This window comes from Micromonospora sp. WMMA1949, assembly GCF_027460145.1.
GTDB lineage: Bacteria > Actinomycetota > Actinomycetes > Mycobacteriales > Micromonosporaceae > Micromonospora.
In genome coordinates this window covers 6,060,224-6,080,318 of record NZ_JAPZBG010000001.1, presented here as the reverse complement: position 1 = coordinate 6,080,318, position 20,095 = coordinate 6,060,224, and the positions used below count along the sequence as shown (strand labels likewise).

General features: G+C 74.1%; 20 protein-coding genes. 10 read left to right on the top strand and 10 right to left on the bottom strand.

Features of this window, described 5'->3' with window-relative positions; translation table 11 throughout:
• Positions 1-19: 19 nt before the first annotated feature.
• Complete coding sequence (locus O7607_RS28480) at positions 20-640, bottom strand: calcium-binding protein (RefSeq protein ID WP_269706524.1); 621 nt, start codon at positions 638-640, stop codon at positions 20-22.
• 235 nt (positions 641-875) lie between these two features.
• Here O7607_RS28480 and O7607_RS28475 point away from each other — a divergent pair, with 235 nt between their 5' ends.
• Positions 876-1,523, top strand: coding sequence for a maleylpyruvate isomerase family mycothiol-dependent enzyme (locus tag O7607_RS28475; RefSeq protein ID WP_269706523.1), 648 nt, complete (start codon positions 876-878; stop codon positions 1,521-1,523).
• 31 nt (positions 1,524-1,554) lie between these two features.
• Here the strand turns inward: O7607_RS28475 and map are convergent, their stop codons facing one another.
• Positions 1,555-2,328, bottom strand: a complete 774-nt coding sequence (map, locus tag O7607_RS28470; protein ID WP_269706521.1) for a type I methionyl aminopeptidase — start codon at positions 2,326-2,328, stop codon at positions 1,555-1,557.
• Positions 2,329-2,397: 69 nt separating this feature from the next.
• Between map and O7607_RS28465 the strand changes: the two genes are divergently transcribed.
• The 3 genes from O7607_RS28465 (at position 2,398) to bla (ending at position 4,455) form a co-directional block, all read left to right on the top strand.
• Positions 2,398-2,688, top strand: a complete 291-nt coding sequence (locus O7607_RS28465; RefSeq protein ID WP_269706520.1) for a helix-turn-helix domain-containing protein — start codon at positions 2,398-2,400, stop codon at positions 2,686-2,688.
• Between the two features lie 48 nt (positions 2,689-2,736).
• Positions 2,737-3,345: a DUF6518 family protein gene (locus O7607_RS28460; protein ID WP_269706519.1), complete on the top strand. Its 609-nt coding sequence runs from the start codon at positions 2,737-2,739 to the stop codon at positions 3,343-3,345.
• Between the two features lie 213 nt (positions 3,346-3,558).
• The gene (gene bla / locus O7607_RS28455) at positions 3,559-4,455 is read left to right on the top strand and encodes a class A beta-lactamase (RefSeq protein ID WP_433496139.1); all 897 of its coding nucleotides are present in this window, start codon (positions 3,559-3,561) and stop codon (positions 4,453-4,455) included.
• A gap of 13 nt (positions 4,456-4,468) precedes the next feature.
• Here bla and O7607_RS28450 read toward each other — a convergent pair whose 3' ends face one another.
• Positions 4,469-5,947 (bottom strand): glutamate--cysteine ligase, encoded by a 1,479-nt coding sequence (locus tag O7607_RS28450; RefSeq protein WP_269706517.1) that lies wholly within the window; start codon positions 5,945-5,947, stop codon positions 4,469-4,471.
• Positions 5,948-6,103: 156 nt separating this feature from the next.
• Here O7607_RS28450 and O7607_RS28445 point away from each other — a divergent pair, with 156 nt between their 5' ends.
• Positions 6,104-6,478 carry a DUF3817 domain-containing protein gene (locus O7607_RS28445; protein WP_433495927.1) on the top strand — a complete coding sequence of 125 codons (375 nt, stop codon included), beginning with the start codon at positions 6,104-6,106 and terminating at the stop codon, positions 6,476-6,478.
• On the opposite strand, the gene O7607_RS28440 is transcribed toward O7607_RS28445, so the two are convergent.
• Together O7607_RS28440 and O7607_RS28435 are read right to left on the bottom strand one after the other, a co-directional pair.
• Entirely contained in the window at positions 6,459-7,349 is an 891-nt protein-coding gene (locus O7607_RS28440; RefSeq protein ID WP_269707103.1) for an alpha/beta fold hydrolase, read from the bottom strand. The two genes, O7607_RS28445 and O7607_RS28440, sit on opposite strands and share 20 nt — an antisense overlap.
• Positions 7,350-7,385: 36 nt before the next feature.
• Entirely contained in the window at positions 7,386-7,925 is a 540-nt protein-coding gene (locus tag O7607_RS28435; RefSeq protein ID WP_433495928.1) for a hypothetical protein, read from the bottom strand.
• A 152-nt stretch (positions 7,926-8,077) separates the two neighbouring features.
• Here O7607_RS28435 and O7607_RS28430 point away from each other — a divergent pair, with 152 nt between their 5' ends.
• Genes O7607_RS28430 through O7607_RS28420 form a run of 3 tightly spaced genes read left to right on the top strand, consistent with a single transcriptional unit; the run spans position 8,078 to position 12,041 of the window.
• A complete protein-coding gene (locus O7607_RS28430) occupies positions 8,078-9,202 on the top strand; it encodes a baeRF2 domain-containing protein (protein WP_269706514.1) in 1,125 nt (374 codons plus the stop codon).
• A complete protein-coding gene (locus O7607_RS28425) occupies positions 9,195-10,943 on the top strand; it encodes a thiamine pyrophosphate-binding protein (protein WP_269706513.1) in 1,749 nt (582 codons plus the stop codon). Before O7607_RS28430 ends, O7607_RS28425 begins: the two co-directional genes overlap by 8 nt.
• Before the next feature lie 51 nt (positions 10,944-10,994).
• Positions 10,995-12,041: an iron-containing redox enzyme family protein gene (locus O7607_RS28420; protein WP_269706512.1), complete on the top strand. Its 1,047-nt coding sequence runs from the start codon at positions 10,995-10,997 to the stop codon at positions 12,039-12,041.
• 107 nt (positions 12,042-12,148) lie between these two features.
• Here the strand turns inward: O7607_RS28420 and O7607_RS28415 are convergent, their stop codons facing one another.
• Positions 12,149-12,373, bottom strand: coding sequence for a CDGSH iron-sulfur domain-containing protein (locus tag O7607_RS28415; protein WP_269706511.1), 225 nt, complete (start codon positions 12,371-12,373; stop codon positions 12,149-12,151).
• 188 nt (positions 12,374-12,561) lie between these two features.
• On the opposite strand from O7607_RS28415, the gene O7607_RS28410 reads away from it, so the two are divergent.
• The gene (locus tag O7607_RS28410; protein ID WP_269706510.1) at positions 12,562-13,977 is read left to right on the top strand and encodes a hypothetical protein; all 1,416 of its coding nucleotides are present in this window, start codon (positions 12,562-12,564) and stop codon (positions 13,975-13,977) included.
• A 243-nt stretch (positions 13,978-14,220) separates the two neighbouring features.
• Positions 14,221-15,354, top strand: a complete 1,134-nt coding sequence (locus O7607_RS28405; RefSeq protein WP_194801648.1) for a SigB/SigF/SigG family RNA polymerase sigma factor — start codon at positions 14,221-14,223, stop codon at positions 15,352-15,354.
• Between the two features lie 99 nt (positions 15,355-15,453).
• Here the strand turns inward: O7607_RS28405 and ctaD are convergent, their stop codons facing one another.
• From ctaD to O7607_RS28385, 4 genes are all read right to left on the bottom strand, one after another.
• Positions 15,454-17,457, bottom strand: a complete 2,004-nt coding sequence (gene ctaD / locus O7607_RS28400; RefSeq protein WP_269706509.1) for an aa3-type cytochrome oxidase subunit I — start codon at positions 17,455-17,457, stop codon at positions 15,454-15,456.
• Positions 17,458-17,544: 87 nt separating this feature from the next.
• Entirely contained in the window at positions 17,545-18,276 is a 732-nt protein-coding gene (locus tag O7607_RS28395) for an ATP-binding protein (RefSeq protein ID WP_269706507.1), read from the bottom strand.
• A 93-nt stretch (positions 18,277-18,369) separates the two neighbouring features.
• Complete coding sequence (locus O7607_RS28390; protein WP_269707102.1) at positions 18,370-18,822, bottom strand: DUF4383 domain-containing protein; 453 nt, start codon at positions 18,820-18,822, stop codon at positions 18,370-18,372.
• Between the two features lie 118 nt (positions 18,823-18,940).
• Positions 18,941-20,095, bottom strand: a complete 1,155-nt coding sequence (locus tag O7607_RS28385) for a glycosyltransferase (protein ID WP_269706505.1) — start codon at positions 20,093-20,095, stop codon at positions 18,941-18,943.

Genomic DNA, 20,095 nt, shown 5'->3' with positions numbered 1-20,095 from the left:
GACCGCCGTGCCGGCGGGATCACGGGCAGTTGATCGGGAGATCCAGTGTGGGCCGGAAATCGTCGATCACCGCGTCCGGGCCGCAGTTGCCGTCGTCCCAGCCGGGGCCGCCGACCAGGGTGTCCACGCCCTGGTCGCCGAAGAGGTGGTCGTCGTTGCTGCCGCCGTCCACGCGGTCGTTGCCGTCCAGGGCGCTGGGCCCGATGAAGCGGTCGCCGTGGATGGTGTCGACGCCACCGTCGCCGTGGAGGTTGTCGTTGCCCAGGTCGCCCCAGATGTCGTCGCCGTGAAAGCCGCCGTAGACGATGTCGTCGCCGCTGTTGGCCTGGATGTTGTCGCTGCCGGCGAGCCCGCAGATGATGTCGTCGTAGACGCTTCCGACGATGACGTCGGAACCGGTTGTGCCGATGATGAACTCCGGGCCGTTGCTGTTGGTGCTGGTGTAGAGCCCGCCGACGGGCACGTACTGCGGGTCGTATCCGAACGGCACCGGTGCCCCGGAGTAGGGGCCGCAGTCGGGGGGGACGATGTAGGCCGCCGACGCCGGGGTGGTGCCGCCGGCCAGGCCCGCAGCGGCCAGGACGAGCGCCCCGATCACCGAGGCGGCGGTACGGGCGGTGGAGAGGTACCGGTGTGACATGACGCTTCTCCCTTGCGGTTGATGTGTACGAGAAGCGTCACCGGCGAGCGTTCAGCGGACGTGCAGCAAACGTGCAGCCCGGCGGCGTCGGCGTCGATCTTGGAGTTGTGGCGCCTCGAAGGTCGCACATGTCCGGTTCGCGAACCACCACAACTCCAAGATCGGCGGAGCGGGGAGCGGTGAGTTCGTCCAGGCAGCGCGGTCCTACCTCCGACGGCCCGACCCTGGAGGTTTCATGTCCGACACGCTGACCCGCCGTGAGCTGTGGGCGCTCGCGCACGCCGAGCGCGCCGCCCTGGCCGACGACCTCGCCGATCTCGACGCGGCGCAGTGGGCCCGGCGCTCGCTGTGCGGCAGGTGGACGGTGGAGGAGACGCTCGCGCACCTGACGGCGGCGGCGAGCGTCGGCCGGGCGCGCTGGGTCGCCAGTGTGCTCGGCGCCCGGTTCGACTTCGACCTGCACAACGACCGCCGGCTGGCCGAGCACCGGGGCGCCGACCCGGGGGAGACGCTCGACCGGTTCCGCCGGATCATCGGCAGCACCACGTCCACGTTCGGGCCGACCGAGGCGTGGCTCGGTGAGGTGGTCGTGCACGCCCAGGACATCCGGCGGCCGCTCGGCCTGACCCGGACGCCCTCGGTCGAGGCCGTCACGCCCGTTGCCCGGTTCTACGCCGGGCGGGACTTCACGGTGGCCGGGCGCAGCGCGATCGAGGGCCTGCGGGTGGAGGCGACCGACGGGCCGTTCACCGCCGGCGCCGGCCCGCTGGTCAGCGGCACCACTGTCGCGCTGATGATGGCGATGGCCGGGCGGGCCGCGTACTGCGACGACCTCACCGGGCCCGGAGTCCCGACCCTGCGGGAGCGGTGCGCGCCCGCGTGACCAAGGCCGCTGACCTGGGGTCGGGCCCGGGTCACGGCTTCGGCAGCGTCAGGATCTCCGCGCCGTCGTCGGTGATGGCGATGGTGTGCTCGCTGTGCGCGGTGCGGCAGCCGGTCGCGCTGCGCAGCGTCCACCCGTCGGCGTCGGTGACGAGCGTGGCGGTGTCCGCCATCACCCACGGCTCCAGCGCCAGGAGCAGCCCGGGACGCAGCGTGTAGCCGCGCCCGGGTCGCCCGGTGTTCGACACGTGCGGGTCCTGGTGCATCGTCGACCCGACGCCGTGGCCGCCGAACTCGGTGTTCACCGAGTATCCGGCTTCGGTGAGGACCGAGCCGATGGCGTACGACAGGTCGCCGACGCGGGCGCCGGGACGGGCCGCGGCGATCCCGGCGCGCAACGCCCGCTCGGTCGCGTCGATGAGCGCGACGCTCTCCGCGGGCCGGGCGTCCCCGACGATGAAGCTGATCGCGGAGTCGGCCACCACCCCGCCCAGCGAGACGGCCAGGTCGAGGCTGAGCAGGTCGCCGTCGGCGAGCGCGTAGTCGTGCGGCAGCCCGTGCAGGACCGCGTCGTTGACCGAGGTGCAGATGTAGTGGCCGAACGGCCCGCGCCCGAACGACGGCTCGTAGTCGACGTAGCAGGACTGCGCCCCGGCCTCGACGATCATGCGTTGCGCCTGCCTGTCGATGTCGAGCAGGTTCGTGCCGACGGTGGTGCTGCTCCGAAGCGTCCGCAGGATGTGGGCGACCAGGGCGCCGGTGTCCCGCGCCCGCCGTACGTCGGTGGGGCTCAGGATCTCGATCATGCAGGGCGCCTTCCACTCGCGCGACCAATAAGTATCCCGGCCATGTTATCCCGGTATTAGAATCCTGGCATGGTCCGGTTGCCCCTCACTCCTGCCGAGGTCGAGCGCGGGCAGCGCCTCGGCGCGCTCCTGCGCCGCGCCCGGGGTGAGCGTTCGATGCTGCTCACCGCGCTCGACGCCGGAGTCTCCCCGGAGACCCTCCGGAAGATCGAGTCCGGCCGTGTCGCCACGCCGGCGTTCCCCACCATCGCCGCCATCGCCGACGTCCTCGGCCTCTCCCTCGACGAGGTGTGGTCCGAGATCAACCGGTCCGACACCGCGGTCCGTCTCGCACCGTCGGAGCGGCGTCTGGCCTCGTAGGTCGCCCTGTCGGCGAAGGGAGCATACCGAGTATGTAAGCTCCGGCGCATGCCACCCTCGCGTCGCGCCGTCGCGCTTGTCGTACCCGTCGCCGGTTTCCTGCTCGGTTTCCTGGACTTCGTCTGGATCAAGTGGGTGCCGTTCCCCTTCGCCGAACTCGGCAACTCCACCGCCACCTGGGCGGTGGCCGCGTTCGCGCTGGGCTGGTGGATCCGGTCGGGCGCGGTGCGCGCCGCGGTGGCCGCCACCGTCCTGCTGATCGTCGCGGTGCCCAGCTACTACCTGGCGGCGACGCTGCTCCAGGGCGACGACATCGCCGTGATCTGGGCGCTCACCTCGTTCGTCTGGATGGCGTTCGGCGTGGTGGCGGGCGTGGTGTTCGGCGTCGCCGGAATCTGGGCGCGGACGCAGGGATGGCGGCGCGTCGTCGGGGTCGCGCTGCCGGTGGCCGTGTTCGTCGAGGAGGCGCTGCGGTTCGCGCTGAAGTCGCGTTCCGGTTATCCCGGAGCGTGGTGGAACGTCGCCATCGACCTCGGGCTCGCCGCGCTGCTGGTGGTGCTGATCGGCCGGTCCGCCCGGGTGCGGCTGCTCGCCGCTGCGGTGGCGCTGCCGCTGGCCGCGGCGGGCGCGGTCACGTTCACCGTCATCGCGGGCTGACCTGCCCCGTCGGACCGCCCTGCCGGCCGAGGCGGCGAGCCACAGGGCCCGCCGAGGCGGCGAGCCACGGTGCCGGCCGAGGCGCGAGCCACAGGGCCGGCCCAGGCGGCGAGCACCGGCCCGACCGGGATCAGCGACAATGATCCGAGAACGGCGTGGTCCGGACGACGGGGGAGGAAACGGGTGATCCGACGGCAGGTGCTCGCGGCGGCGATGCTCACGGCAACGGTTCTGGTGGCCGGCTGCACGAAGGACCGGCCCGCAGCCGCGCCGCCCACCAGCGCCCCGGCCACATCCACGCCGAGCGCCACACCGAGCGCCGAGCCGGTGCCCGCACCGGCCGAGCTGGCGGCGCTGGAGCGGCGCTCGGGTGCCCGGATCGGCGTCTACGCCGTCGACACCGGCACCGGCCGCACCCTCGCGCACCGGGCCGACGAGCGGTTCGCGTACGCCTCGACGTGCAAGGCCCTCGCGGCCGGCGCGATGCTGGCCGCCACGTCCGACGCCGACCGGGACCGGGTGGTCCGCTACCGGCGCGCCGACCTGGTAGCGCACTCCCCGGTGACCGAACGGCACGTGGAGACCGGCATGACACTGCGGGACGCCGCCGAGGCAGCGGTGCGGTACAGCGACAACACCGCCGGCAACCTGCTGTTCGACGCGCTCGGCGGCCCGGCCGGCTTCGCGCGGGCACTCCGGGACGTGGGCGACCGCGTCACCCGGCCCGCCCGCACCGAGCCGGAACTCAACGCGGCCACGCCCGGCGACGAGCGCGACACCAGCACGCCCCGGGCGCTGGCCGGCTCGCTGCGGGCGTACACGCTGGGGGAGACCCTGCCGCCCGCGGACCGCGACCTGCTGCTGGGCTGGATGCGGGCCAGCACCACCGGCAGCGGGCTGGTCCGGGCCGGCGTGCCGGCCGGCTGGCAGGTGGCGGACAAGTCCGGCACCGGCGGGTACGGCACCCGCAACGACATAGCCGTGGTGTGGCCGCCCGACGGGGCGCCGATCGTACTGGCGGTCATGACCAGCCGCGACAGCCGCGACGCGGAGCCCGACGACGCGCTGGTCGCCCAGGCCGCGCGGGCGGCGGTGACCGCGTTGCGCTGACCGCAGGCCCGGGTCAGGGGATGGGCCACTCGTGCACGGGCCGGTTGCTGTGCATCAGGTCGACGTAGTGGCGGACCACCTCGCGCAGCGCGGCCGGCCGGTCCAGGTGGTCGGCCGACTCCAGCCGGTGCAGCGTCTCCACCTGCCACGTCGCGCCGTTGCGGCTGGTCAGGCAGCGCTGCTCGACGATGCCGAGCAGCCGGTCCCGTTCCGCCGGGTCCACGCCCCACCGGTCCAGCCCGTGGTGGGCCATCGGCAGCAGCCGGCGCAGCACCAGCTCGGTCACCGGCAGATAGCCCAGCCCGGGCCAGTACACCTGGGCGTCGATGCCGTGCCGGGCGCAGGCGTTGAAGTTCTCCTCGGCCGCGCTGAACGACATCTGCGACCACAGCGGGCGGTCGGACTCGGCGAGCGCCCGCACCAGGCCGAAGTAGAACGCGCCGTTGGCGACCGTGTCCAGCACCGTCGGCCCGGCCGGCAGCACCCGGTTCTCCACCCGCAGGTGCGGCCGGCCCTTGAGCACGTCGTAGACCGGCCGGTTCCACCGGTAGATGGTGCCGTTGTGCAGCCGCAGCTCGGCCAGCTTCGGCACCCCGCCGCTGTGCAGCGTGGTCGCCGGGTCCTCCGCGTCGCAGACCGGCAGCAGCGCCGGGAAGTACCGCACGTTCTCCTCGAACAGGTCGAACACCGAGGTGATCCAGCGTTCGCCGAACCACACCCGCGGGCGTACGCCCTGGGCCTTGATCTCCTCCGCCCGGGTGTCGGTGGCCTGCTGGAACAGCGGTACCCGGGTCTCGCGCCACAACTCCCGGCCGAAGAACAGCGGGGAGTTCGCGCCGAGCGCCACCTGGATGCCGGCGATCGCCTGCGCGGCGTTCCAGTAGTCGGCGAACTGGGCGGGGCTGACCTGGAGGTGGAACTGGGTGCTGGTGCACGCCGCCTCCGGCGTGATCGTGTCGGCGGTGGTGGCCAGCCGCTCCACCCCGCTGATCGCGATCGGCAGGTCCTCGCCGCGGGCGGCGAAGATCTGCTCGTTGAGCAGCGCGTACCGGGGGTTGGCCGACAGCGTCTCTGCGGTCAGGTGCTCCGGGCGCAGCGTCGGCAGGATCCCGACCATCACCATGTGCGCGCCCACCGTGCGGGCCTTTTCCTCGGCGGCGTTCAGGCTGGCCCGCACGTGCTCCTCGAACGCGGCGGTGCCGGTGCCGGCGAGCCGCCGCGGCTCGACGTTGATCTCCACGTTGAACTGGCCCAGCTCGGTCTGGAACGCCGGGTCGGCGATCGCCTCCAGCACGTCGGCGTTGCGCATGGCCGGGTCGAAGGCGTCGTCGACCAGGTTCAGCTCGATCTCCAGGCCGGTCATCGGCCGCTCCACGTCGAAGCGGGACTCGCGCAGCATCTCGGCGAACACGTCCAGGCACCGCCGGACCTTCTCGCGATAGCGGGCCCGGTCCTCCCGGCTGAAGGTACGCACGCCGACGTCCTCGCCCATGGTCACCACCCTGTCACCGTTGGTTCTCCCCAACCTCGCACGGAGTGGCGGGTCAGGAAAGGCCCGGAGGCCCTTTTCTGTACCCCGTGGCGGCCCCGGTGATCCCCGTCGCGGGCCGGCGGGTTCCGTCCGGGGCGCCCGGCGCGGGCGGCTAGCATGGCCGCCGACGGCGAAGGGGAGTGGCTGATGCGCGACGGGTGGATCCGGGCGTTCGTGGTGGCGGCGTTCGCCGAGGGATGCTCGTGGGCGGCGCTGCTGGCCGGCATGGCGGTCAAGTACGGCCCACCCGGCAACGAGATCGGCGTGAAGATCTTCGGCCCGATCCACGGCGCGCTGTTCGTGGTCTACGGCCTGTTGACGCTCGTCGTCGCCCTGCGGCGTCGCTGGACGCTGATGCAGACCGGCCTGGCCCTGGCCAGCGCGGTGCCTCCGTTCGCCACTGTGCTGTTCGAGCGCTGGGCGCGCCGCCGGGGCCTGCTCGACGCGCCGGCCCCGGTCCAGCGGCAGCCGCTCACCCCCGCCGGTCGCTGACCCCGGCGAGTTCGTCGGCGAGGAAGCCGGCCAGCACGTCGGTCAGCTCCCGCGGCGCCTCCTCGGCCATGTGGTGCCCGGACGGGATCGAGGCCGTCCGTACGTCGTCGGCCCAGTCCCGCCAGATCGCGGCCGGGTCGCCGTACAGGTCGACCATGTCGTCGCGCTCGGACCAGGCGAACAGCACCGGGCAGCCGATCCGGCGGCCGGCGGCCCGGTCCGCGTCGTCCGCCGCCCGGTCCGGGCCGAGTCCGGCCCGGTAGTCCTCGCACATGGCGTGCACGGTGGCCGGATCGTGGATGGCGCGCCGGTAGTCGGCGTACGCCTGCTCGCCCATCTCCTCCGGTGATCCGCCGTACCAGGCGTCCGGATCGGCGTTTATGACCCGCTCGGCCGGCTTGGCGAGCTGGCCGAGGAAGAACCAGTGCCACCAGCGGGCGGCGAACCGGGCGTCGCAGCGGGCCAGCGCCTCACCGATCGGCACCCCGTCCAGCACGCCGAGGCGGCTCACCCGGTCCGGGTGGTCCAGGGCGGTGCGCATGGCCACGTACGCCCCGCGGTCGTGCCCGATCACCGCGGCCCGGCGGTGGCCGAGCGCGTCGAGCAGCCCGACCACGTCGGCGGCCATCGCCCGCTTCGAGTAGACGGTGTGTTCCGGGTCGCTCGGGGGCCTCGACGAGCCGCCGTAGCCGCGCAGGTCCGGGCAGATCACCGTGTGCCGCGCGGCCAGCCGCGGCGCCACCCGGTGCCAGGTCGCATGGGTACGGGGGTGCCCGTGCAACAGCACCACCGGTGGCCCGGAGCCGCCGTGGCGTACGCGCAGGCGCACCGCGCCGACGTCGATCTCGGTGAGCGTGAAGCCGGGGAACATGGCCGCAGCGGTGCCCGCCACCGGCGGCCGGGAAACCTAGGTGAGCGCCGAGCAGGCGGCCACGCCGAACAGCAGCACGGCGCCGAGCATCGCCTGCAGCAGCAGCGCCGGCCCCAGGTGCGACCAGAGGGTGGCGGTACGCGGGGTCAGCAGCTGCCCGGTGGTCAGGTTGACGATCCGCTCGATGCGCGGTGGCAGGTCCTCGTCGCGCTGCGGCCGCAACGTGAGCTGGACGTGGTCGCCGGGGTGCAGCGCGCTCTGCGGCAGGTGGCCGTGCAGCTCGACCTCGACCAGCCGGCCGGTGGCGTCCCGCACCCGGACCGGGGTGACCAGGAACTCCGGCCCCTTCTTCAGCTCCTTGAAGCTGCGCCGGGCCCCGCCGCCGCCACTGCTGAGCAACGCGCGCACCACCTTCAGCAGCAGCCCCACCACCCCGGCGGCGGTCAGCACCGCGACCAGCGCCGGCTGACCGACCCGGACCTCCCGTGCGTAGCCCTCCATCAACCGGGCCAGACGCCCGGTGACGACGCGTTCCGTCGGGTGGACGACGCGTCGGCTGTACAGCTCCGTGTCCATGTTCACCACCGAGAGTCCCGTTCCGTGCACAGATGGTATCGGCCCTTCGGGTTGAACGACGTGAATGAACGGTGGTCACGCCCGGGGGAGCCGGCAGGTGAACTCCGCCGGGGCGCGGGTATGCGTGCGGCCGAGCCGGAAAGGGGTCGAGCATGCAGCTGTCCTTCCTGCGCCCGCTCTACGACCGTCCCGGGCCGTGGTGCTCGGTGTACATGGACGCCTCCCGCGACACCCAGGACGCGCGAGCGCAGGTCGACCTGCGCTGGCGGGCCCTCAAGGGCGACCTGCTGGGGCAGGGCGCCGACCCGGTCACCGTCGAGGCGGTGGAGGAGGTCGTCCGCCGGCACCAGCCGATGCCCGGCGACTACGGCATCGCCGTGTTCGCCAGCCGGGGCCGCGTGGTGCTCACCGAGTACCTGTCCGCGCCGCCGCTGCGCGACCTGGCGAGCTGGTCGGCGCTGCCGCACACCATGCCGCTCGTGGCCCAGCGCGGCGAGCAGGTGGCCTGGGTGCGGGTGCTGGCCGACCGTACCGGCGCGGACGCGATGGCGGTCAGCGCCGGCGGGGTGCCCCGGCGGGCCCAGGTGCAGGGCGGGCAGAGCCGCCAGCTGCGCCGGGTGCAGCCGGGCGGCTGGTCGCAGTCCCGCTACCAGCGCGCCGCCATGGAGGCGTGGCACCAGAACGCCGGTGACGCCGCGGCGGCCACGGCCGACCTGGCCGAGCGGGTCGGCGCGGACGTCGTCGTGGTGGCCGGGGACGTGCGGGCCACCGGCATGATCGCCGCCCAGCTGCCCGCGCGCTGGCAGGACGTGCTGGTCCGTACCGACGCGGGTGCCCGGGACGTGGGCGCCGACGACACGCTGATGGACGACATCACTGTGCAGACCGTCGCCGAGGTCGCCGACCGGCGCATCGCCGCCGCGCTGGACCGCTTCGGCGTCCAGGAGGACGTCGGCGCCGGACTCGACGCCGTGGTCTCCGCGCTGCAACGCAATCAGGTCGACACCATGCTCATCGTGGACGATCCGTCGGCCGACGGCGAGCTGTGGGTGGGCCCCGAGCCGACCGAGATCGCCACCGACCCGGCGCAGCTGAGCGGCATGTCGGTGGCCGACCCCCAGCGGGTACGCGCCGACGCGGCGCTGCTGCGCGCGCTGATCGGCACCGACGCGGACCTCACGGTGCTCGCGCCCGAGGAGGCGCCGGAACTGACCGACGGGGTCGGTGCGGTGCTGCGCTACGTCGACGCGAGCACGCCGGGGCGGGGTAATGGCTGAGCGGATCGTCGCCGACGTGGTGGTCGAACGCCTGCGGGCCTGGCGGGTGCCGCGGGTCTTCGGCTGCCCCGGCGCGGCGATCGCCCCGCTGGTGGGCGCGCTCGACGACGCGGGCGGGGACCCGGCGTTCGTCCCCGCCCGGCACGAGGAGACCGCCTCGTACATGGCCACCGGGCACGCGAAGTTCACCGGCGGCGTCGGGGTGTGCCTGGCCACCCAGGGGCCGAGCGCGGTGCACCTGCTCAACGGGCTCTACGACGCCAAGCTCGACAGCAAGCCGGTGGTCGCGATCGTCGGCGAGGACGTCACCGGCCCGCTCGGCGGCGCGCACGAGGAGATCGGGTTGAGCCGGCTCTTCGGCGACGTGTGCAACCAGTTCGTCCGCTACGGCCGCCGGCCCGAGCAGGTGCCGGCGCTGCTGGACCAGGCGTTCCGTACCGCCGCGGCGACCCGCAGCCCGACCTGCGTGGTGCTGCCGCGCGGGTTGCAGGTCACCGCCGTACCGGACCTGCTGCCGCAGACCGCCGGGGTGGTCACCGCGACGCCCGGCGAACCGCTGGCCCGGGTGCTGCCGCACGACGCCGACCTGGACGCCGCCGCCTCGCTGCTCGGCAACGGGCGGCGGGTGGCGATGCTGGTCGGCCAGGGCGCGCACGGCGCGGCCGACGAGATCGTCGCGCTCGCCGACCGGCTCGGGGCGGGCCTCGCCACGTCGCTGCTGGGCAAGCCGGTCCTCGACGAGCGGCTGCCGTTCCACACCGGTGTGCTCGGCGAGGTGGGCACCACCGCCGCCGCGCAGCTCATGGGCTCCTGCGACACGCTGCTGATGATCGGCACGAACGATCCGTGGACCGACTGGTTCCCGCTGCCCGGCCAGGTACGTACCATCCAGATCGACATCGACGGCCGGCGCATCGGCACCCGCTACCCGGTGGACGTGCCGCTGGTCGGCGACGCCGCCGAGACGCTGCGGGCGCTGCTGACCCGGGTGCCGGAGCACCCCGCCCGGGAGTGGCGCGGCATGGTGGAGAAGATGGTGCAGCGGTGGCGCGGCACCGCCGCCGAGCGCGCCGCCACCCCCGCCGAACCGGTCGATCCGCGGCTGGTGCTCCGCGAGCTGTCCGCCCGGCTGCCCCGGCACGCCGCCGTCGCCGTGGACGTCGGGTCGGTGATGTACTGGTACGCCCGGCATCTGGAGCTGCCGCCGGGGGTGCGGGCCCAGATCTGCGGCACGCTCGGGTCGATGGGCTGCGCCCTGCCGTACGCGGTCGCGGCCAAGCTGGCCCGCCCGGACGAGCCGGTGCTCGCGCTGCTCGGCGACGGCGCGATGCAGCTCAACGGCCTGGCCGAGCTGATCACGGTGGCGCACCACTGGACGCAGTGGCGCGATCCGCGGCTGGTCGTGCTGGTGCTGAACAACAGGGACCAGTCCGGCGTCGGCGGGGGCCGGTCACCCGCTCAGCGGCGGCCCGAGGTGCCGTACGCCGGGTGGGCCCGCCTGCTCGGGCTGCACGGCGTACGGGTGGACCGGCCGGACCTGGTCGGACCCGCCTGGGACGAGGTGCTCGCGGCCGACCGGCCCGCCGTCCTGGAGGCGGTGGTGGACCCGGCCGTGCCGCTGGACGCGCCCGAACCGGCGCTGGCCGACCTGCGCGGCCTGGTGGCCGACGGGGACGCCGCCCGCCGGGTGCGGGAACGGGTGATCCAGACCGAGGCCATCGCGGCGGACGAAATCGTTTAGCGGCATCCGGGCGGGGCACTGCGACCGGGCGCAACCGTCCCGGGAGGTCCCATGTCCGTCACCGCCGACAGTCGTTACGGCCCCGCCCCGCTGCCCGCGGCGCGCGGGCCGGTCTCCGCCGCGTTGCTGGCCGCGCTGCGCGAGGCGCCACACGCGCTGCCGGCCGGGCTGGGCGAGCACCTGAACGCGGTGGCCGCGCCGCTGACCGACGAGGACCTCCAGCTCACCCTGTTCCTCTGCTACGAGCTGCACTACCGGGGCTGGTCCGGTGTCGACGAGGCGTGGGAGTGGGAGCCGTCCCTGCTGGCGCTGCGCGCCCGTGCCGAGCGGCCGTTCGAGGCGGCACTGCGCGAGCTGGCCGGCCCGCCGCCCGCGGTGCTGCCGGGCGCCGTGCCCGGCGCGCTGGCCGACCTGGTGGCCGCCGACGACGGCCCGCCGCTGGCCGCCACCCTGCAACGCCGCGCCGACCTCGACCGGTTCCGCGAGTTCGTCACCCACCGCTCGATCTACCACCTGCGCGAGGCCGACCCGCACAGCTGGGCGCTGCCCCGGCTCGGCGGCCCGGCGAAGGCGGCGCTCGTGGAGATCCAGACCGACGAGTACGGCAACGGCCGGCTGGACCGGATGCACGCCGAGCTGTTCCGCACCACGATGGACCGGCTCGGTCTGGACACCGGCTACGCCGCCCACCTGGACCGGGTACCGGCGGTGACGCTGGCGACGAACAACCTGATGTCGCTGTTCGGTCTGCACCGGCGGCTGCGCGGCGCGCTGCTGGGGCACCTGGCCGCGTACGAGATGACCTCGTCGCTGCCGAACCGCCGCTACGGCAACGGCCTGCGCCGGCTCGGCTTCGACGCGGTGGCCACGCGCTTCTACGACGAGCACGTCGAGGCCGACGCTGTGCACGAGCAGATCGCCGCGTACGACATGTGCGGCGGGCTGGTGCGGGCCGAACCGGCGCTCGCGTCCGACGTCCTGTTCGGGGCCGCCGCCGCGCTGGCGCTGGACGCCCTGTTCGCCGCGCACCTGCTGGAGGCCTGGCAGGCCGGCCAGTCCTCGTTGCGCCCACCCCACCAGGCCCTGGCCGCCGCCTGACCCCACCCCATCCCTCGCGATCTTGCAGATGGGGCCCTCCGAGTGCCCGGTTCGGGCGGTTTGCCGGGCACCAAAGTGCAAGATCGCGGGCGGAGGGGGGTGGGGGGTCAGCTCTCGCGGTTGCTGGGGGCCTGGAAACCCGCCACCTTGTGCGTGCCGTCGCAGAACGGCTTGATCGCGCTCTTGCCGCACCGGCACAGCGCCACCGTGCCCCGGCGCGTCTCGATCGGCGTCCCCTCGGGTGTGACAAGCGCGAAGTCGCCGCGTACCAGCAGTGGTCCGTCCCGGTACGGGGTGATGATCGCCGCCGGGGTGCTCTCGTCGTCGGGCATGCGCGGTGCAGTGCCCGTCCCGGTCCGGCCCAAACCCGCACCCGAGCGCCGTTGCGCCCGCGACGGCGGGCACGCGGCGCGACGACGTACCTGGGTGTCGCGGGCGGTGCCGTTACCGGGCGGGCCTTGGTCCTGGCCCGTGGGGAGATGCCCCGTTTAGACCCCAGAGGGACGGGAAGCCGGGCCGCGTGGTGAGCGAACGAGTCGAACGGACGCCGGTCAGCGGCGCGGGGCTGCCCGTGGAGCGGGTGGTGGCGCCGAGCAGCGCCGCCCGGATCCTGGTCGCCGCGACCGCCCGGGCGCTGCGCGGCGACGACTGCGGCGACCTCGGTCACCCGGGCGCGCTGTCCCGCCTCACCGGCGCGCCCGAGCCGGTGCGCCGCGCCGCCGCCGTCCGGGCCGCCGCGCGGGCGGCGCTCACCGCCGACCAGATCGCCGCCGTGGACGCCGAGCGGGTCGCCGGGTGGTTCGCCGGACAGTACCCGCAGCGGCGCTGGCCCGGCGTGGTGCTCGGCTCACCGCACGGCGCCGCCGCCCACCTCGCGACGGCGCTCGGCGTGCCCTGGCTCCCGGCCGGGTTCGAACTGGCCGGGCAGTGGGCCCGGGGCGCGGTGGACCGCCCCGACGACGCGTACGCGCACGGGGCGACGCTGGCCGCCCGGCTGCTCGCCGGCAACCCGCGTGTGCACGTCCGTCAGGTGCACTGCCCGGCGAGCCGGGGTGCGGCGGCAGGCGCGGCGGTGACGTTCGCGGTGCGCTGGCGCACGCTGCCCCGGGCGTACGCGGGCTTCCTGGCCGAGCGGCTGGAACCGGCCGCGCCGGTGCTGCTGCTGCACGACGCCCGGACCTGGCCGGTACGCGACTGCGGCGACGGACACAGCTTCCAGGCCGGCTGCCCGGCCGGTGGCCTGGACCCGGTCGACTTCCACCCGGACGCCCGCGCGCTGGGCCAGGTGCTCCGCGCGTCCGGTGGGGACGAGACGCGCTGGACGGCGCCGGAGGTCACGGTGGCGGGCGCCTTCGCCGAGCACGGCGTGGAGTCCGGTTTCGAACACGACGCCCGCTCCTGGGGCGACCGGCACGGGCATCCGCTGCACCGGGTGGTCGTGCCGCAGCCGGACGCGCTGAGCGCGGTGACCGCCGACCTGTACCGGCGCTGGCTGCGGCGGGCCGGCAAGACCGGGAACCGGCTGGTGGTGGAGTGCGGCCGGCTGCTGGACCCGGCGCAGGTGCTGCGGGCCGGCCTGGTGCCCTACTGGTGCGAGAACGCCACCGCGCGCCGGGTCGCCGGCGTCGAGTGGTGGCTGGCCGGCAGCGAGCCGTTCAGTTCGGTGGACGTGCTGCCGGAGCCGCCGGGTCTGCGCTCGCCCGCGTACGCGGGGCTGCCGCAGTGGCTGGCCGTGGCCGGCTTCGGACGCCGCCGGCGGGCCCTGGACCGGGGCGCCGCGCGCGGTTACCCGGTCGCCTCGGTACCCACCCGACGTGCCACGGAGGTGTTGCGCAACCAGCCCTGCGACCTGCCCGCGCCGCCGCCGCTGCGGATGGCCGAGGCCCTCTCCGCGCTGCGGGACGCGGGCGCGCACCAGGGCCTGCTGGTCTCCTGACCCGCCGCCGGGACCGGCTGCCGGCCAACCTGGCGAAACTTCCTCGCGATCCTGCGGTCCGTGATTGAGTACCTACGGAGCGGGAAGACCGCTCGCCGCGAAACGGCCCACGACGCCGTGCGGCGGGCAGCCACCGCTTTCGACGTATCCGTCACGTAACCCAACTTCCTCACCCGGTGCGTGGTCCGACCACGCGCACGACCGGTTCCGACCGGGCGGGGGCTCTTCGGCGAGGGGGCGCGGATGTTCGGACAGACCACCACACCCACACCACCGACCACCGACCGGGGTCTGGAGGACCTGGACGCGGCGGCGCTCGCGTACGCGGCCCGGATCGAGGGCCTGCCACCGGAGCGGCGGCAGGAGGCGCGGGACGACCTGGTTCGGTTCGCGTTGCCGTTCGCCGGCCGGCTCGCCCGCCGCTACCGCGGGCGCGGTGAGCCGCTGGAGGACCTGGAACAGGTGGCCCGCCTCGGCCTGGTCAACGCCGTCGACAGGTACGACCCGGAACGCGGTTCGTTCACCGCGTACGCGGCCATCACCATCGTCGGTGAGATCAAACGGCACTTCCGCGACCGCACCTGGGGCGTGCACGTGCCGCGCCGGCTGCGGGACCTGATCCTCGAGGTGGGACAGGCCACGGCGACGCTGACCAGCGAGCTGTCCCGCGCTCCGACGGTGGCGGAGCTGTCCGCCCGGCTGGAGACGCCGGAGGAGGAGATCCTGGCCGCGCTGGAGTCGGCCGCCGGCTACAGCCCGGCGTCGCTGAACGCGCCGGTGGGCGGGGAGAGCTCGGCCGAGTTCGGCGACCTGGTCGGCGAGTCCGACCACGCGCTGGAGTCGGTGGACGACCGGGTCACTGTGAGCGGCCTGCTGCACCGGCTGCCCTGGCGGGAGCGCCGCATCCTGGCGATGCGCTTCTACGGCAACCAGACCCAGGCGGAGATCGCCGCCCGGTTCGGCATCTCGCAGATGCACGTGTCCCGGCTGTTGTCGCGGGCGCTGACCTGGCTGCGTCAGGCGATGCTGGCCGAGGCGCCGCCGCCCTGGCAGAACGGCGCGGCCGAGGCCGAACCGGGCAAGGCGCGGATCTCGGTGAAGCAGAACGGCGACCGGGTGGTCGTCGAGGTCGGCGGCGAGGTGGACCGGGCCGGCGCGGACCAGTTGCGCCGGGCCGTGCTCCAGGCGGTCACCGGGCAGCCCCGCGAGGTGGTGGTCGACCTGGTGGGTGCCGGTGGCTTCGACGCCGGCGGGATCGCCGCGCTGATGGCCGGCCGGGAGGCCGCCGCGCGGACCGGGGTGCCGCTGCGGCTGACCCGGGTGCAGCCGGCGGTGCGCCGCTCGCTGGCCGCGGCAGGACTGCCGGCCGCCGACTGACCCACCGCACATACCGCGCCGGCTCCCCGCCACGGGGGCCGGCGCGCGGCGTACGACGAGAGGGCCGGCGCCCGACGGCGCCGGCCCTCCTGCGATGTCTCAGTTCTCCGGGGTGTCCCCGTGCCCGCGCGGGTGCCGCCACCTGTCGTTCGGCTGCTCGTCGCGCTCGGCGTTGAGCACGCTGCCCTCGGGCTCGTCGGTCTCCTCGAAGCTGGGCCGGCGCACCTCCTCCGGCACCGGCACCTCCACCGGGCGGGCGCCGGACTGCGGCGCCGGCTGGTAGTCCACCGCCTCGGGCGCGCCGTACGCGCCGCCGGCCGACGGCGACTCCGGCACGTGCCGTTCGTGGTGCAACTCCTCGCTGAAGCTCTGCGGCGGCTTGGTGGTGCGCTGCGGCAGGTCCCGGCCCAGGTCGGCGACGAGCGGGCCGTACTTGGCGTCGAACGCCGGCCGCTCGGAGCGGATCCGCGGCATCCGGTCGAAGTTGCGCAGCGGCGGCGGGCAGGTGGTGGCCCACTCCAGCGAGTTGCCGAAGCCCCAGGGATCGTCCACGGTTACCATCGCGCCGTACCGCCACGACTTCCAGATGTTCCAGATCACGAACAGGGTGGACGCGCCGAGGACGAACGAGCCGATGCTGGAGATCGTGTTCAGCGTGGTGAAGCCGTCGCCGGGCAGGTAGTCGGCGTAGCGGCGCGGCATGCCCTCGTTGCCCAGCCAGTGCTGCACCAGGAAGGTGGCGTGGAAGCCGATGAACATGGTCCAGAAGTGCATCTTCCCGAGCCGCTCGTCGAGCATCCGCCCGGTCATCTTCGGGAACCAGAAGTAGAGGCCGCCGAACGCGGCGAACACGATGGTCCCGAACATCACGTAGTGGAAGTGCGCCACCACGAAGTACGTGTCGTGCACGTGGAAGTCCACCGGCGGGCTGGCCAGCAGCACCCCGGTCAGGCCGCCGAGCAGGAACGTCACCAGGAAGCCGATGGCGAACAGCATCGGCGTCTCGAACGTGATCTGACCCTTCCACATGGTGCCGATCCAGTTGAAGAACTTCACGCCGGTCGGGACCGCGATCAGGAAGCTCAGGATGCTGAAGAACGGCAGCAGCACCTGGCCGGTGGCGAACATGTGGTGCGCCCAGACCGTCATCGACAGCACCGTGATGGCGACGGTGGCCAGCACCAGGCCGGTGTAGCCGAAGATCGGCTTGCGGGAGAACACCGGGATGATCTCGGTGATGATGCCGAAGAACGGCAGCGCGATGATGTAGACCTCGGGATGGCCGAAGAACCAGAACAGGTGCTGCCAGAGCATCGGCCCGCCGGTCGTCGGGTCGTACACGTGCGAGTGCAGGATCCGGTCCGAGGCCAGCGCCATCAGCGCGGCGGCCAGCAGCGGGAACACGAAGATCACCAGGACGCTGGTGAGCAGGGAGTTCCAGGTGAAGATCGGCATCCGGAACATGGTCATGCCGGGCGCGCGCAGTGTCACGATCGTGGTGATCAGGTTGACCGCGCCGAGGATCGTGCCCAGGCCGGACACGGCCAGGCCGACCACCCACAGGTTCCCGCCGACGCCGGGGGAGTGCTGCGCGGTGCTCAGCGGCGTGTACGCGGTCCAGCCGAAGTCCGCGGCGCCGGCCGGGGTGGCGAAGCCGCCCACGACCATCAGCGCGCCCAGGAAGTAGAGCCAGTACGCGAACGCGTTGAGCCGGGGGAACGCCACGTCGGCGGCGCCGATCTGCAGCGGCACCAGGTAGTTGGCGAACCCGAAGAACAGCGGGGTGGCGAACAGCAGCAGCATCACCGTGCCGTGCATGGTGAACATCTGGTTGTACTGCTCGGGGGAGACGATCTGCATCCCCGGCCGGGCCAGCTCCGCCCGGATGATCAACGCCAGGATCCCGCCGACGATGAAGTACCCGAACGACGTGATCAGGTAGAGCATGCCGATCTGCTTGGCGTCGGTGGTCCGCAGCAACCGCCACAGCGCGTTGCCCTTGACCGCTTCCCGTACGGGCCCGGGGTAGCCCCCGAACCGGGCCGGCGCGAGGATCGCGGGCCCCCGGTCTCGTGCCGGTTCCGTGACTACCCGCTTGGGCATGGCTTCTCACCCCGTGTGACGACAGACAGGACGGGCGGGCGTACCCGGCCCTCTGCCCATGTAACCAGGCGAGAGCGGAGAATTCGGTCAGTTCGCCGGGAGCATGGCCCAGACGACCTTGCCGGCGCCGACCGGAGTGCTGCCCCAGCGCTGGGTCAGCTCGCGCACCAGCATCAGCCCGCGACCGCCCTCGGCACGCGGGTCGCGGCTGCTCGCGGCGCGCGCGTCGGCAGGGCTGCCGTCCATCACCGCCACCCGCAGGTACGGCCGGCGCAGCGTCAGCGTCACCTGCATCGGGGTGCCGGCGTGCCGCACCACGTTGCCGACCAGCTCGGTGAGCACCAGCGACGCCGGCCCGGCCAGCTCCGGCACGTTCCACCTGCCGCACGCCTCGGTGACCAGCTCCCGGGCCCGGCGGCAGGCGCCGGCGACCGGCTCCAGCCGGGCCCGCAGCCGGGGTGCCGCGTCCGCGCCGGCCAGCGCCGTCGCCTCGGCGCAGTCCCGGCGGACCGGCACCACCCGGCAGGCGGTGGTCTCGTTCAGCCAGGCTGCCGTGTCGGCGCAGGGAGCGGCGAGCACCATCGGCACCGCCGGCCAGTCGGCGGCGCGCCGCGCGGCGGCGGCGAAGACGGACAGCGCCAGCGGCTCGCCGACCTCGATCTCCTCCAAGTCGACCACCAGCGCGTCCGGCTGCGCGGCGAGGCAGCTGTCGAGCACCTCGTGCACCGCGCGCATCGTGCCCAGGTCGAGCGCTCCGGCCAGCCGTACGACAGTGACCGGCGACTCGTCACGGACCTCGCACCTGATCCGGGTCACCATCGCCGTCCTCGTTTCCTTCTCGTCGGGGAGGACTACGGACGTACCCGGGCCCCGGACCGGTGAAACCGGGCATCCCGGCCGCCGGGGCGCAGGTCAGCGGCGGTCGCCGCGCCGCGCCGCGACCAGCCCGGACGCCAGCATGGCGGCGCCCAGCAGCAGGTGCAGCCACGAGTCGGCGTGGTTGACCGCCAGCACGTTGGCCGCGTCGCGTCCGTCGATCGCCAGGCCGGCGAGCCAGAGCACCAGATAGACCGCCCCGGCGCCGACCAGGAACGCGCGGGCGCCGGCGACGGTACGGGCCAGCAGCAGCCCGGCCAGCCCCAGCACCAGGTGCACCAGGTTGTGCACCACCGAGACCTGGAACACCCCGAACAGCCGGGCGCCGGAGCCCGGCCCGGCGACGCGCAGATCCGCGTAGTCGCTGGTGATGCCCGGCACGAACCCCAGCGCGCCGAGCAGCAGCAGGAGCACGGCGAACCCCGAGGCGAGCCGGCGTACCGGCGCCCGCCCGTCGGCCGGGTTGCGCCGCGCCCGGGAGTGCGCCATCGAGTTCGTCACGCCGGCCTCCTCGCCACCGCGGGAAGCGCCGGTTTCCCGCGGCCGGCGGGGGCAAACGCCGGCCCGGCCGTGGGGCGGCCGGGCCGGCAGACGTGCTCGTGGGGGATCAGGCGGGCTGCAACGGCTTCGCCGCGCCCGCCCGGACCCGGTCGTACAGTTCCACGTACCGCTGCGCCATCCGGGCCGGGGTGAACCGCGCGGCCGCGACGCGCCGGCACTCGGCCGGTTCCAGCCCGTCGGCGGCGAGCACCAGGTCACCCAGCTCCTGCTCGTCGCCGGTGAGCAGGCCGGTGCGGCCGTGCTCGATCAGCTCCGGCAGGCAGCCCCGGGCGGTGGCCACCACCGGCGTACCGAGTGACAGCGACTCGACCACCGCCGTGCCGCCCGGCTCCTCCCAGCGCAGCGGGAACAGCGACGCCCGCGCCGAGGCGACCAGGTCGTCGCGCTCCCGGCCGGCCACCGTGCCGACCCAGCGCACCCGGTCGCCGTCCACGTGTGGCGCGACGTGGTCGTAGAAGAAGCGCACGTCCGGGTTCTGCCGGGCCTCGTCGCCGGCCGCGGCCAGATCCTCCGGCCGGTGGTACGGGCCGACCGGCCCGGCCAGCACCAGCCGGAAGCCGGTTTCCTGCGCCAGCCGGGCGCCCAGGTCCTGTCCCTTGCCCGGGTTGATTCGGCCGAGGATCACCACATGGTCGCCCTTCGCCACCGGCGCGTGCCGGTCCGCGTCCACGGCGAGCGGGGTGGACAGGTGCACGTGTCCCACCGAGTGCGCCCGCAGCGCCTCCGGCGCGCGCGCCAGCTGCGAGGCGGACACGCCGTTGACCCGTACCCGGTCGCCGCCGTCGAGGTTGCCGTACAGCTCCGGGTGCTTGGCGAGGTCCCAGTGCAGCGTGTGCAGCACCGGCGGGGCATCAGGGCCCATCGCGGCGAGCGTGGCCAGCCCGACCGCCTCCACGTGGTCGTGCACCAGGTCGATGTCGTCGCGGGCGTGCAACGCCCGCACCACCCCGGACAGGTGCGCCTGGGAGACCCCGCAGACCTGGTTGTACGGCCGCTGCAACGCGTGGAACTGGCCGTCCGGGAAGACCGCGATCCGCTCGTCGACAGGCAGCGTGCTGCTCTCCACCGAGGCGAGCACCACCCGTACGCCCAGGCGGCGCAGCTCCGGCACCAGCGTGGCGATCACGTTCTCGATGCCGCCGTACCCGGGCGGCGGCACGGACAGCCACGGCCCGGCGTTCATCAGCACGGTGAGCGTCAT